The sequence below is a fragment of the Bacillus sp. FSL P2-0069 genome (assembly GCF_038593315.1).
Lineage (GTDB): Bacteria > Bacillota > Bacilli > Bacillales > Bacillaceae > Bacillus > Bacillus safensis.
In genome coordinates this window covers 37,545-50,867 of record NZ_CP151984.1, presented here as the reverse complement: position 1 = coordinate 50,867, position 13,323 = coordinate 37,545, and the positions used below count along the sequence as shown (strand labels likewise).

The following is a 13,323-nucleotide window of genomic DNA, read 5'->3' as shown; positions in this document are numbered from 1 at the left end:
TATTATGGGAGATTTATGGAAGGAAGGGAAGAAAGACTTATCGACAACTTATCCTATGAGGAGGCGCAAACGTGTAGAACTTTTTCGTTATGTTTCACAATTGGACAAGCTTAAACAAGGATTGACATCATATACTGTCAGTTTATACGGAAAACTTTTTTTGCATTTTTTGTTGTCAATTCAGCAAGCTCTTCAAAGCTGATTTCTCTCAGCTCCGCAATCTGTTCCGCGATATATTTGACATAACTTGGCTCATTACGTTTCCCTCTAAATGGCACTGGCGTTAAGTATGGGCAGTCTGTTTCAATCAAAAGCTTGTCACTTGGTATCTCCTTTACAACTTCCTTTGGCTTTTTGGCATTTTTAAATGTCACGGGTCCACCGAATGAAATATAAAAGTTCATCTCCATACACGCTTTTGCAGTTTCCAGACTGCCAGTAAAGCAGTGCATAATACCTCCAACCTCAGCTGCTCCCTCTTCCTTTAAAATCGTCACGACATCTTCCGTTGCGTCACGATTATGAATAACGATTGGAAGCTTCACTTCCTTCGCAAGAGCAATTTGGCGTCTAAATACTTCCTTTTGCACATCTTTTGGCGACTTGTCCCAATAGTAATCCAGACCCATTTCTCCAATTGCAACCACTTTTTCGTGTTGAGATAAATCTTTGATCCAAGCCAAATCCTCATCTGTCATATCAATAGCATCGACTGGATGCCAGCCGATAGCTGCATATATGAAATCATACTCTTCAATTAATTCCATCGCTCTCGTAATTGTCGGGCGGTCAAACCCTACCACCACGATTTTCTCAACTTTTTCGCTTTTCGCTCTTTCGATCACCTGCTCTAAGTCTTCATTGTATTGTTCTGCATTTAAGTGGGCATGTGTATCAAATAACATGGTTGATTGCTCCTTTCGACAATTCTCCTAAAAAACAAAAGGTGTTCGACGAAATGTTACACGTGGAACACCTTTGTTAATTTATAAAATTTTTGTTCCATTTGCTAGAGATTGATCTACTTCAAGAACCTGCAATTTCCCGCCAGTTTCTCCAGTTAAAATCATTCCCTGGGAAATTTCCCCTCGGAGTTTAACTGGTGTAAGATTCGCTACGCAAACAAGCTTCTTCCCTACTAATTCCTCTGGTTGATAGTGCTTGGCAATCCCAGAGACTATTTGTCTTTTTTCAAATCCAAAATCAAGCTGAAGCTTTAAGAGACGATCCGCTTTTTTCACTGGGGCTGCTTCCAATACCTGTGCAACTCGAAGATCAACTTTTGAGAAATCATCAAATGCAATTTCTGCTCCCAGCTCAGGTAATTCCGTTTCTTCGATTTCCACTTTTTCTTCTTCTACCTTAGGTGCACTTCCCTGCATTTTTTCTTTAATGTAGGCTACTTCTTCTTCAACCTCTAAACGCGGGAACAAAGGCTCTCCTTTTTGTACCGTCGCTTGTTGAATCGCACCAAATGATAGGATACTATCCCAGCTTTTGAGCTTCTCTTCTTCAATCCCAAGCTGGAAGAAGATTTTCTCAGGTGTTTTCGTTAGGAATGGCGTTAAGAGTACTGCAGTGATTCGAAGTGATTCTGCTAAATGATACATAACAGAATGCAGTTCTTTTCGTTTTGTTTCATCCTTTGCCAGCACCCATGGAGCTGTTTGATCAATATATTTATTGGTTCTGCTGATTAATGTCCAAACATTTGAAAGAGCCACAGAGAATTCAAGATTTTCCATCGCTTCTTCATAGGCTTTGACTGTTTGTTCAGCTACTGCTTTCAGCTCCTCATCAAACTCATTAACAGGACCCTTATAGCTGCTTAAAGTGCCGTCAAAATATTTTTGCACCATCGCAACTGTACGATTAAGCAAGTTACCTAAATCATTGGCAAGGTCATAGTTTACACGTTCCACGAATCCTTCTGGTGTAAACACACCATCCGCACCAAATGGTACTTCGCGAAGCAGATAATAACGAAGGGCATCGAGGCCATAGCGATCAATTAATGTGACCGGATCTACCACATTCCCTTTTGATTTAGACATTTTGCCATCTTTCATGAGCAGCCAGCCGTGTGCAAAAATTTGTTTCGGCAGAGGCAGATCTAATGCCATCAGCATAATCGGCCAATAAATCGTATGGAAGCGTACAATTTCTTTTCCTACGAGATGAACGTTGGCAGGCCAATATTTTTTATATTTTTCATCTTGATCTGTTCCATAGCCAATCGCAGTTAAATAGTTGAATAATGCATCAATCCATACATAAATGACGTGTTTTGGATTGTTAGGAACTTTAATTCCCCAATCAAAGGTTGTTCTTGATACTGCTAGATCCTCTAAACCTGGTTTAATGAAGTTATTAATCATTTCATTCTTTCTTGATTCAGGCTGAATAAACGATGGATTTTTTTCGTAATAATCGAGCAAACGGTCCGCATACTTACTCATGCGGAAGAAATATGATTCTTCTTTAATTAATTCAACAGGGTGGCCGCTGTCAGGGCTTTTCCCGCCAATGACTTCCCCTTTCTCATTACGCTCAACATCAACAAGCTGTGTTTCTGTATAGAATGTCTCATCAGGAATACTGTACCAGCCCTCATATTGATCTAAATAAATATCTCCTTGATCAAGCAATTTTTGAAAGACTTGCTCAATGATTTTCGTATGTCTTTTTTCCGTTGTACGGATGAAGTCATCATTAGAAATGTCGAGTTTCTTCCATAAAGATTGAATGTCTTCTACGACTGGATCTAAATACTCGATCGGTGTGATATTTTGTTCTTCAGCTTTTTGCTGAATTTTTTGTCCGTGCTCATCTGTACCCGTTAAATACATCACATCATAGCCTTGAAGACGTTTATAACGAGCCATAGCATCTCCTGCTACTGTCGTATAAGCATGTCCAATATGTAATTTTCCGCTCGGATAGTAAATAGGTGTTGTCAGATAAAACGTTTTTTTCTTTTCTGGCATGTCGGAACCTCCTGCGTGTGTGTAAATGTCAAAAACTCCCGCCCAATGGACGAGAGCGGTTATCATCATTACATGAAAATGTGTCAGATCAATTCATTCAATTTTGCACTTGTGCTTTCTCTATGATACCATCTTAGCCTTTAAGATCAAGCATATATACATAGAACAAGATGAAATGATCGAAAAAGATGAGTTTTTCGAAAAAAACGACAAACCCGTCGACATTTTGTCGAATATTGTCGTATGAAATCTATTTCCAGATTTACAATTGGCTAAATTAGGGCAAAAGTCTTGTTAATCTGATCTCGTCATTTCTTATATTTTCATAGAAAAAGCCTACAAAATCCTTATACACCAGTAGTTTCAAGGTCTTTTGACTTTAAGAGTCATATTTTACAAACAATAGTAAACAAAATGATTGACGATTTATGGAAACCTTGTTATGCTAGGAATGTAAGGAATTTGTCGAATAATGACGAAGATAATATTATATTAAGAATAAGTTCTTTTTGGGAGGAGAATGAAGATGAAATCTACAGGTATTGTACGTAAAGTTGACGAATTAGGACGCGTGGTGATTCCAATCGAACTTCGCCGTACGCTAGGAATCGCTGAAAAAGACGCTTTGGAAATTTATGTTGATGATGAAAAAATTATCCTAAAAAAATATAAACCAAACATGACTTGCCAAGTAACAGGTGAAGTATCAGACGATAACCTTAAGCTTGCTAATGGTAAATTAGTTCTTAGCCGTGAAGGTGCAGAGCAAATCATTAACGAAATTCAAAACCAACTTCAATCACAAAAATAAGGTTCATATAAAAAAGGTTCTTGCACCGTTTGCAAGAACCTTTCTTTATTGTTCAATATGAAAGGCATCGTATATCGTGCGCTTTGGCACACCACGTTCGACAGCTGTACGTTTAATGGCTTCCTTCGACGTTAATCCTTCCTCTATGTAATGGATCACATGTTCTTTTTCAGATAAGGACGTCCACCAAGCTTCTTCATTCAGCTCTTCTTCAGCTTGATCATTTCCTTGTACCACAAGACAGAATTCACCTCGGATTTGATTCTCCGCAGCCCATGTCAGCACAGACTCTAAATCTCCACGAATAAACTCTTCGAATTTTTTCGTCAGTTCTCTCGTAATTGCGATGTTCCGATTCCCCCACACTTCCTTCATCAAAGTCAGCGTTTCTTTTAATCGATGGGGTGCTTCATAGAAAATGATCGTTTCTTGGCGTTTCTTCAAGGCTTCAAGCTGCTTTTTCTTTTCTTTTTTTTGACGGTCGAGAAAACCGTAAAAGAAAAATGGCTGAGGCGCGATTCCTGATGCAATGAGTGCCGTTAGTGCAGCATTAGCGCCAGGTAACGGAATGACATAGCCCCCAATGCTAGTAAAATCTCGAACCACTTCGGCCCCTGGATCTGAAATCGTCGGTAAACCGGCATCACTCACGAGTGCGATATTTTTCCCTTCTTTTAGCCATTCGATTAACTTGTGGCCGCTGCTGTCTTTGTTATGCTCATGATAGCTGGTTAAGGGTGTATCAATTTCGTATACATGACAAAGCTTTTTCGTTTGCCTTGTATCTTCTGCGGCAATATAGTCTACATCTTTTAATGTTTGTATCGCTCGGAACGTCATATCTTCTAGATTTCCGATCGGGGTTGGGACAAGATAAAGAATCCCCATACCAGATTGACCATCAAAGCTTTTCTGTGTCTTTTTCATGTGCCGTCTCCTTTTCTATTCGCATTTCTTCTATATAAATGTCTTTCTTTTTCCGCGTCCACGTTTTGAAACGATATTCTTGCTGCATGGCTTCTCTTTTGGTTGCAAAACATTCATGATAAAAAAGCTCAACCGGCCGTCTCGCTCTTGTATACTTTGCTCCCTTTCCACTATTGTGGGTCATCAATCTCTTTTGTAAATCATTTGTATAACCCGCATACAGGCTGCCATCTGCACATTTTAATACATAGAAGTAATGATTATGCTTCTCCATACAGTATCGTCCTGATTTCATCTGTATACTCCTGATCTTCCCCATAAACAAAAAGAGGCGGGAGAATTTTCAGATCTGGTTTTCCATCTTTTATGCCCTCTACCAAGATGGTATTGGCTTCTTTCCCTTGTTTGGGATAAACAAATTGAATTCGTTTTGGCTCAATTCGGTATTTCTTCATTAATTCCACAATCTCAAGCAGCCGTCCTGGTCGATGAACCATCGCCAGTTTTCCCCCTTGCTTTAGCAGCGTGGAAGAAACACGAATAACATCTTCTAATGTACAATGAATTTCGTGCCGTGCAATCGCCAAATATTCATTTTCATTGATTTCATCCTTAAAAAGTGTTTTAAAATATGGCGGGTTACATGTAATCACATCAACTTTATGGTTGCCGTAGCGTTCCGGCATATCATTCAAATCACCATGAATCAATTCAATCTGGTGCGCAAGTTGATTATACTCCACACTTCTTTTTGCCATATCAAACAGCCGTTCTTGAATTTCAACACCCGTAATCGAGGCCTTAGAACGAGTCGAAAGCAGCAATGGCACGATACCGTTTCCGGTACAAAGATCAATGATCTCCCCTTTTTGGATCGGTACATACGCAAATTTAGCTAATAATACTGCGTCCAATGAAAAGGCAAACACAGTTTTACTTTGTATAATCTTCATATCTTCGGCGAGCAGGTAATCTAAACGTTCATCTTCTCTTAACGAAACCATGATGTATCCTTTCTTTTCCTGTGAAAAAGGCTCCCGGTTCAGCGGAAGCCTTTTCTCATTTTTTATTTAAAAATGACAGACAGAACAAACAGTCTCCCTCTTTACGAATGCTTCCATAATGTACATTACAAATATGGAAGCCCTCCTGATATAACCGGGCCAGGTTATCATGACCTTCTCCTATATCAGAATGACTTGGCTTCTGGGCAGAATCATTCTCTGCCTCAGACGATTTGTCTCGATCCGACTGATCCAGACGTTCACGCAAGTGCTGATTCTCCATCTGCAGCTGATGATTTTCTTCAATCACTTCACCGATATGATTTTTCAAATCACCTAACTGGCGATAAAGAGAACCGATTTGTTCTTCTAAATTAATCACCGTATCAAATAGTTCCTTTTTATCCAAGGTGGCACACCTCGTTACTCAGTTGTTTGTGCAGATACAACGCCTTCTTGTAATAATTCTTCCCATGTATATTCTATCACTTTTTCTTGCCCGGTTAATTCAACTTGCAAAATTCGTTCTAAAATATTGAGCCCTACTACCTTGGCAGAGCCATTAGACGTTTGAATCGTTTCGCCGATATCCGGTAATTGTTCCTTCGCTGTTTCATACTCATCATTCTCATATTTCAAGCAGCACATCAAACGGCCGCATAGTCCGGAAATTTTTGTCGGATTTAACGACAGGTTTTGATCCTTTGCCATCTTAATCGACACTGGTTCAAAGTCTCCTAAGAATGTCGAACAGCAAAGCATTCGCCCGCAAGGACCAATGCCGCCAAGCATTTTTGCCTCGTCTCTTACGCCAATCTGGCGAAGTTCAATTCTCGTTTTGAAAATTGATGCAAGATCCTTCACTAGCTCACGGAAATCAACTCTGCCATCTGCTGTGAAGTAGAAGATGACCTTGTTTCGGTCAAATGTAAATTCAACATCGACCAATTTCATTTCCAGCCCATGTTCACTTACCTTCTGAAGACATGTATCAAAGGCTGTCATCGCTGCTTCTTTGTTTTCCTCAACGATGAGCCGGTCTCGTTCGTCTGCTACACGAATGACTTTACGCAGAGGGAGAACCACATCGTGTTCATCTACTTTTTTGTTGGCGATGACCACTTGTCCGTACTCAACCCCTCTGACCGTTTCTACAATGACACAACTATCATTTTCTATATGAAATCCATTAGGATCGAAATAATAGATTTTGCCCGCTTTTTTAAAGCGAACACCAATTACGTTGTACAAGCTTATCCCTCCTGCAACATCAACACCAATTGCTCCATCAGCCCTTGGGCATTCACGTTGGATTGAAGTCTCTTTTTCGCTTCTAATACAGCAAGGATCTGGCTGGTCACCATCTGCTGTGTGGAATGCAGCGCATGCTGCTTCATTGTCTGGAATAAGTCTTGATAAATGACTTTATCTTCATTTCCTATTTGAATCGACAATACATCACGATATATAAATAAAAGCATATCCAGACCTGTTTCTTGAAGGTCTTTCTCTTTGAAAAAAGGCATCCATTGATCCTGTATATAAAAAAATGCATGTTCTTTTCGCTGGTGTAAGACTTCATACAATTTTATCACTTTCGCTCTAGACTCTGCAAACTGATCATTTCGACTTAATTCGAGTGCTTCTGCTAAATTATTGGTTAAATTCGACAAAAGCCTTGCGAGATGCTGAGATACGCCTTCTTGTAAAAGCTGCTGCTCCAAGGATTGCGGCTGCAGCGGCTGAAAGCTGAGCATCTGACATCTTGAAATAATCGTATCCAGCATTTTATGCGATTGCTCAGTGATTAAAACCGCCATCGTTTCCCGATTAGGCTCCTCTAGGAACTTCAATAAACTGTTCGCGGCATTGACCGTCATTTTGTCCGCATGAAGAATAATATACATTTTCCGGTGAGATTCTACACCGGCTTTTGTAAATTCCTCTTGCAGTGCCTGCACTTGCGCCTTCTTAATTGATTGGCCATCAGGCTGCACAAGATGTAAATCGGGATGGTTTCCTGATGCAATCCTTTTGCAGTTTTGACAGGATTCACATGGTTTCACTCCTGATTCCAAGCAAAAAAAGCTTTTAGCCAAAAGTATCGCTGCATCCAGTTTTCCGGTTCCTTTTTTTCCTTCAAATAAGTAGGCGTGCGCAAGTCGGTCTTTATCAATACTATTAAAAATCAGCCGCATGACGCGCGGCTGCAAATCATTCATGTCATCCCAGCTAATTGCCATGTTATCACTCTCTATGTGTAAAGGTTAATCAATAAACCTTTTATTTCTCCAATACGTTCAAGCAAATCAATAGATGGTTTTTCTTGATCCATCATTTCCTCGGTTAATTCAATCAGCTTTTCATCTAAGGCTTTGACCAAAGCAAGTGTACGTGTGTTTCCATAAATGTCAAAGCTCCTTGATGTTTCTATATTTAATCCATTATCGACTGTCTCTTTCACAAAGCGCTTCACCAGACCTTTAAACCTAGCCAAATCCTTTAGGTTTCGTGACTTTGCGAGCTTTTTTCCGAACACTTCGATATCACTCAGCATGACCGTCAGCTGTTCTAAGCGCAGTTTGCCGCTTTGCGTCTCCATCGAAGCTTTAAAGGAGGCAGATGTCTGGCTTCCTTTCATCGCTTGGAGTTCACGCTTTTCTAAACGCAGCCGCATATCTTGATTAATTTTCACAGCAACCCATCCTTAAAATTGATGAAATTGTTCAACTGGCAGAATAAAAACAGTAGCTCCGCCAACTTCAACCTCAACAGGGTATGGTACGTATGAATCTGCATTTCCGCCCATTGGGGAGACAGGCGCGATCATTTGATCACGTTTACGGCAATTTTCTTTTATAAGCTGTAATGCTTTATCCACTCGGACATCATCACAACCAATAATAAAAGTCGTATTCCCAGACTTTAAAAACCCACCAGTTGAAGCTAATTTTGTCACGCCGAAATGATGTTCAGTCAATATTTTCAACAACTTGCTGCTATCTTGGTCCTGTACAACGGCAACAATTAATTTCATTTGATTGGCCTCCTTTATTTTAGGCACAGATGACATGCCGATGTCTTCCTCTATATTATAACAACGATTGGGAATTAGGTCATATTTGATTTTGCTTTAATGTGTCCTGAATCAATTGAAGGACTTCTTTATAGACAGCCTGCATCGGTTGAGACGCATCCACTACACGGAATCGTTCTGGCGATTGTGCAATAAGCAGTTCATAGCCTTCTCTGACAAGCTGGTGGAAATTCAGCGTCTCCATGTCTAATCGATTCTTTTCTCTTCCCTGGTTGGCATCAATTCGCTTTAGCCCTTCCTCAGGTGTAATTGAAAAATAAATGGTCATTTGCGGCATCGTGCCATTGATAGCAAAGTCGTTAATTGACTTTACTTCTTCAATCCCAAGCCCTCTCGCATAGCCTTGATAAGCAAGGGAGCTATCAACAAAACGATCACATAAAACCGTCTGCCCGCGCTGTAATGCCGGTTCTACCTTCTCAGCCAAATGCTGCCTTCTTGCGGCTGCATACAGCAAAGCTTCTGTTTTCGCATCCATTTTTGTGTTTTTTTCATTTAAAATGACTTCACGAATCTGCTCTGCAATGTCAATGCCGCCAGGCTCACGTGTCGCCATCACTGCATATCCTTGGCGTTCCATTTCTTCATACACTTTTCGAATCACTGTCGTTTTTCCAGCACCCTCTGGCCCTTCAAACGTAATAAACATACCGCTCATAGTGTCTCCTCTTCTATATAAACATATAATTTTCTCTGATGAATCACCTGACTGGCTTGAACATGAACCTGATGTCCAAGCAAACGGCTTAAAGCCGCAATCTGATCGATTTCAATACGCTCTCCCTTAACGATCAAAGGAATACCCGGTGGATATGGAATAACCGATTCTGCACTAACCCGTCCTGCTGCACGTTCAAATGGGACGGCTTCTATATCCTGTCTATGCTCCTCGTTGTCATCAGCCAGCGCCTCTCTTTGGAAATGATCTTTTCCTTTGAGCAATGAATTGCTTTGATTAAGAACCTGCTCTATTCGTTTAAAAGGTATATCCTTCTTCTGTTCAAAACCAAAGACAAGTAAAACCTGATGTTCGTCCGCAAGCTCTGGGTGAACCTCCACTGATTCAAAAACTCGTTTTAGTTCATAACCAGTCAGCCCTTTTGTTGATCGAATCACACATTTTAATGGATCGTTAGAAAGCAATTCAGACTCGACCACTTCAAGCTGAGGTATACGGTTGAACTCATTTTTCAGCTCTGCCAGCCCTTTCATGATTCCATCCAAGATCCCTTTTTTCTTGATCTCCTCGACATAAGCTCTTGCCACATCTAATGAGGCCATAATTGGATAGGATGGAGAACTGCTTTGAAGCATCGTGAGGAATGTTTTCAAACGTTTTGCATCCATTCGCTCCCCCTGTAGATGAAGGTAGGATCCCATCGTCATGGCCGGAAGGGTTTTATGTGCTGATTGTACCACCACGTCAGCTCCATAGGAAAGAGCAGATGGGGGAAAAGCGCCGCCTAATACAAAATGTGCACCATGTGCCTCATCAACCAAAACGATCATGCCTGCTTCGTGGCACATGTCAATCAGCTTTGATAAATCAGCTGCATGTCCGTAGTAGTTCGGATAAGTCAAAACGATCGCCCGGCAATTAGGATGTTTGGCTATGGCTTTTTTGACTGTTTCATCCGTCACATGTGTTGGAACATACAGGTGTGGATCTACCTCAGCTTCTATCATAATAGGCGTGGCTCCTGCAAGCTCAATCGCATGGTAAACAGACTTATGACAATTTCGCTGGACGAAAATCTCATCTCCCGCACGACAGGCTGCCATCACCATCGCTAAATTTCCGACAGTTGTCCCATTCACAAGGAAAAAGCTTTGATCTGATCCATATAGCTTTGCCAATAAATGTTCAGCCTCTTGTATCACACCAGTTGGATGATGGAGATCATCTAACCCTTCAAGCTCTGTTACATCCAGCTGAAGAATTGAGTCATAATAAGTCCGTGCCTCATCAAAAAAGACATCTCCATTGTGATGTCCTGGAACGTGGAAAGAATAAGGTTTCTTTTCCGCATGTTGTGCTAATGCTGTATATAAAGGTGTTTTCAAACAAATCGATCCTTTTCACTTTAACGATATCTTATGTCTATTATAACGTTCATACAAGGGAACCGAAAGATGGATTCTCATTCCTTAATTGGCTGGTGATTCGTCAGCTGCTGTTCTGCCTCATACATTCTGTTTTTCAATTGGGCTCGCTCTTGGCTTCCATGCTCTTTCACCTGTAACGTTTCCTGTAAGGTTTCAGCTAATTGGCGTTGAACCTTTTTCAACGTATCTATAGGTGCAAAAGCTGCCTCTTCAAGAAGCTCCCCCTGCTGCTTTGATACCTGTTCATATGTTTTTTTGATTCGATTCTCAAGAGCTGAATTGGCACGCTGCTGAATATGCGTTAACGCAATCGACATTTGGTTGATCCATAGAGGAATAGATGCAGAAACAGTTGATTGAATGTGATTGGCCAATGTATGATTCGTATGCTGGATCATTCGAATTTGGGCATTACATTGCAACGCAATTTGCCGGCTTAGCAGCAAATCATATTTCCGTTCTTTCAACCTCTCCATATATTCTTCTGCATTGACTTCCTGACTCATCAATTGCTCCTCTATAGTCCGATTACCAGTCTGCTCCGTTTCTGATATGATCTGCTTCTCTAAATCTGTCATTTTCGCTTCAACTGCTGCAACCTGCAGCGTCATCTCTTGGAAAAAGGTTTGATTTTCTTCAAATAAACGCTCTAATAACATGTGATCGGAAATTAATCCGCCTTTTGCGTAACGAAGCCTTGCTGATAATCTCTCGATCTGTGATTTTGCATGTTGAAAACGCGATATGATTTCCTGAGTAGAACGCTTCTCCCGCCGAAATAACTTCGAAAAAAAGCCCTGCTTCTTTGGCAGTAAGTCCTCCGGTTCTACTACATGGAGCTGGTGCAAAAAGTCCTCAAGCACGTCTCCTATTTGATCGATATCTTTTTTCTCAACATATTTCATCATTTGTTGTGATTGTTCCAATAATCGTTCCTGAACACGTGTACCATAGAAAAGCAGCTTTTGCGGATTGTCAGGGATTTGCTCAGCACGCTGCAAGGCTTCTTGTTTCTCCTCATCAGATAAGGTATCAAACACTTGAAACTGAAGATCTGTAGTGGCAGCAGATGATGTTGGGATGTGATCTTCTGGTTTCATTACGTTTGACTCCTTTCATTATTTCTTTATCATTTTATCTGCCACTTCAAGCTCAATATGAAGGGCTTCTATGTCTCTTCCTAATACTTGCTGCAAATCATTCGTCAATTGCTTTTGCAGTTCTGTCAGCGTCACCCGAGTTTGGCTCAGTGTCATTTCCAGCTCATGACTGCGTTCAGGCTGGTTATACAATAATGCATATTTTTCAGTTAGTTCAACGACAGAATCCAAGGTTTCGAAATAAAAACGCTGTGCATCATAAAATCGGGTCGGCTCTTTTTTTGTAATCATATAGATTCGTCGTGCAAGTCGGAGAATTTCATAATTATGTTTGATCGTCTGTACGTTCTTCACAGCAAATAAAGCCTTCTTTAAACGTACGAGCTTTTGTCCTGCTTCTTTTAAATGCTGTTTGATATATACATAATCACTACGAGACAGTCCGTGTTTCTTTAAAAACAACTGGAAAGCAACCCATCTGCTCCCTGCAAACATCACGCCCCACCCCATCATCGCATACAGTATCGATAGTCCAACATGATGATGGAAAACCCCAATACTGACGGTTAAAATCACAAGCGAAAAAAAAGTAGAGAGGATGGCCCATATAAATGTATAAAAAATTGATTTCATGTTCATCGACTCCTATGAATAATCAGGCTCTCTGTTTATCTTATTATTAATTACGGATGATGTCCAAACTAAGTTCCAAAAAACAGGCCCAATCCTCCATAGATCATAAAAAAAGACCATCTAATGGTCTATGAATACAAAGGCGGTGTATGAAGATTTTTTAGCTTTCTAACATAATCGGCATAGCTAGGATCCGAGGTCGATGTAGAAATTAACTTTCTCTCACATTCTCGGCACAAAAACTGATGATATAAATAAATTCCCTTTGTTTTTTTCTCTTCACAAATCAAACAAATCGCTTCTCGCTCTTTTTTGCTCATTGTGACACCTCCACTTATAGCTTCAGTATGCCCTAGCGCTTTCAATTGTATACAAAATTAAGAATGTTTTAGATGGTAGTTTAGTATATGTATCCATGTCAGATCGAGTGTTTGTTCCTTTTCTTAAAAAACAAAAAAGACCAGTTCCGACTGGAACTGATCCTTATAGAAGCTTGGCGGCGTCCTACTCTCACAGGGGGAAACCCCCAACTACCATCGGCGCTGAAGAGCTTAACTTCCGTGTTCGGTATGGGAACGGGTGTGACCTCTTCGCTATCGCCACCAAACCTGATGGAGAGAATGTTCTCTCAAAACTAGATAACAATGTTCATGCTTCA

General features: G+C 40.6%; 16 protein-coding genes and 1 rRNA gene. 1 reads left to right on the top strand and 16 read right to left on the bottom strand.

Annotation, left to right across the window (positions count from 1 at the left end; all coding sequences use genetic code 11):
- Positions 1-137: 137 nt before the first annotated feature.
- Together NSQ34_RS00265 and metG are read right to left on the bottom strand one after the other, a co-directional pair.
- Entirely contained in the window at positions 138-905 is a 768-nt protein-coding gene (locus tag NSQ34_RS00265; protein ID WP_024425634.1) for a TatD family hydrolase, read from the bottom strand.
- A gap of 81 nt (positions 906-986) precedes the next feature.
- The gene (gene metG, locus NSQ34_RS00260) at positions 987-2,987 is read right to left on the bottom strand and encodes a methionine--tRNA ligase (RefSeq protein WP_048239539.1); all 2,001 of its coding nucleotides are present in this window, start codon (positions 2,985-2,987) and stop codon (positions 987-989) included.
- A 520-nt stretch (positions 2,988-3,507) separates the two neighbouring features.
- On the opposite strand from metG, the gene NSQ34_RS00255 reads away from it, so the two are divergent.
- Positions 3,508-3,798 carry an AbrB/MazE/SpoVT family DNA-binding domain-containing protein gene (locus tag NSQ34_RS00255; protein ID WP_087975202.1) on the top strand — a complete coding sequence of 97 codons (291 nt, stop codon included), beginning with the start codon at positions 3,508-3,510 and terminating at the stop codon, positions 3,796-3,798.
- 45 nt (positions 3,799-3,843) lie between these two features.
- Here NSQ34_RS00255 and rsmI read toward each other — a convergent pair whose 3' ends face one another.
- The 14 genes from rsmI to rrf form a co-directional block, all read right to left on the bottom strand.
- Positions 3,844-4,725 carry a 16S rRNA (cytidine(1402)-2'-O)-methyltransferase gene (rsmI, locus tag NSQ34_RS00250; RefSeq protein ID WP_098677772.1) on the bottom strand — a complete coding sequence of 294 codons (882 nt, stop codon included), beginning with the start codon at positions 4,723-4,725 and terminating at the stop codon, positions 3,844-3,846.
- Positions 4,700-4,999 (bottom strand): GIY-YIG nuclease family protein, encoded by a 300-nt coding sequence (locus tag NSQ34_RS00245; RefSeq protein ID WP_098677773.1) that lies wholly within the window; start codon positions 4,997-4,999, stop codon positions 4,700-4,702. The genes rsmI and NSQ34_RS00245 overlap by 26 nt, the downstream gene beginning before the upstream one ends.
- A complete protein-coding gene (locus tag NSQ34_RS00240) occupies positions 4,986-5,729 on the bottom strand; it encodes a tRNA1(Val) (adenine(37)-N6)-methyltransferase (protein WP_098677774.1) in 744 nt (247 codons plus the stop codon). The genes NSQ34_RS00245 and NSQ34_RS00240 overlap by 14 nt, the downstream gene beginning before the upstream one ends.
- Positions 5,730-5,784: 55 nt before the next feature.
- Positions 5,785-6,138: a DNA replication initiation control protein YabA gene (yabA, locus tag NSQ34_RS00235; protein WP_024425629.1), complete on the bottom strand. Its 354-nt coding sequence runs from the start codon at positions 6,136-6,138 to the stop codon at positions 5,785-5,787.
- A gap of 14 nt (positions 6,139-6,152) precedes the next feature.
- On the bottom strand, positions 6,153-6,980 hold the full coding sequence (locus NSQ34_RS00230; protein WP_024425628.1) for a stage 0 sporulation family protein: 828 nt from the start codon (positions 6,978-6,980) through the stop codon (positions 6,153-6,155).
- 2 nt (positions 6,981-6,982) lie between these two features.
- Positions 6,983-7,972: a DNA polymerase III subunit delta' gene (holB, locus tag NSQ34_RS00225; protein ID WP_120206887.1), complete on the bottom strand. Its 990-nt coding sequence runs from the start codon at positions 7,970-7,972 to the stop codon at positions 6,983-6,985.
- A gap of 11 nt (positions 7,973-7,983) precedes the next feature.
- The gene (locus NSQ34_RS00220; RefSeq protein ID WP_024425626.1) at positions 7,984-8,424 is read right to left on the bottom strand and encodes a YaaR family protein; all 441 of its coding nucleotides are present in this window, start codon (positions 8,422-8,424) and stop codon (positions 7,984-7,986) included.
- A gap of 12 nt (positions 8,425-8,436) precedes the next feature.
- A complete protein-coding gene (locus tag NSQ34_RS00215; protein ID WP_024425625.1) occupies positions 8,437-8,766 on the bottom strand; it encodes a cyclic-di-AMP receptor in 330 nt (109 codons plus the stop codon).
- Positions 8,767-8,845: 79 nt separating this feature from the next.
- A complete protein-coding gene (gene tmk / locus NSQ34_RS00210; RefSeq protein WP_034284135.1) occupies positions 8,846-9,484 on the bottom strand; it encodes a dTMP kinase in 639 nt (212 codons plus the stop codon).
- A complete protein-coding gene (locus tag NSQ34_RS00205) occupies positions 9,481-10,890 on the bottom strand; it encodes an aminotransferase class I/II-fold pyridoxal phosphate-dependent enzyme (protein ID WP_254001531.1) in 1,410 nt (469 codons plus the stop codon). Before NSQ34_RS00205 ends, tmk begins: the two co-directional genes overlap by 4 nt.
- Positions 10,891-10,967: 77 nt before the next feature.
- Positions 10,968-12,032 carry a toxic anion resistance protein gene (locus NSQ34_RS00200; RefSeq protein ID WP_061109537.1) on the bottom strand — a complete coding sequence of 355 codons (1,065 nt, stop codon included), beginning with the start codon at positions 12,030-12,032 and terminating at the stop codon, positions 10,968-10,970.
- Positions 12,033-12,050: 18 nt separating this feature from the next.
- Positions 12,051-12,665, bottom strand: coding sequence for a 5-bromo-4-chloroindolyl phosphate hydrolysis family protein (locus tag NSQ34_RS00195; RefSeq protein ID WP_061109536.1), 615 nt, complete (start codon positions 12,663-12,665; stop codon positions 12,051-12,053).
- A 128-nt stretch (positions 12,666-12,793) separates the two neighbouring features.
- Entirely contained in the window at positions 12,794-12,985 is a 192-nt protein-coding gene (locus NSQ34_RS00190; RefSeq protein ID WP_024425620.1) for a sigma factor G inhibitor Gin, read from the bottom strand.
- A 171-nt stretch (positions 12,986-13,156) separates the two neighbouring features.
- A 5S ribosomal RNA gene (gene rrf, locus NSQ34_RS00185) occupies positions 13,157-13,272 on the bottom strand.
- Between the last annotated feature and the right edge of the window lie 51 nt (positions 13,273-13,323).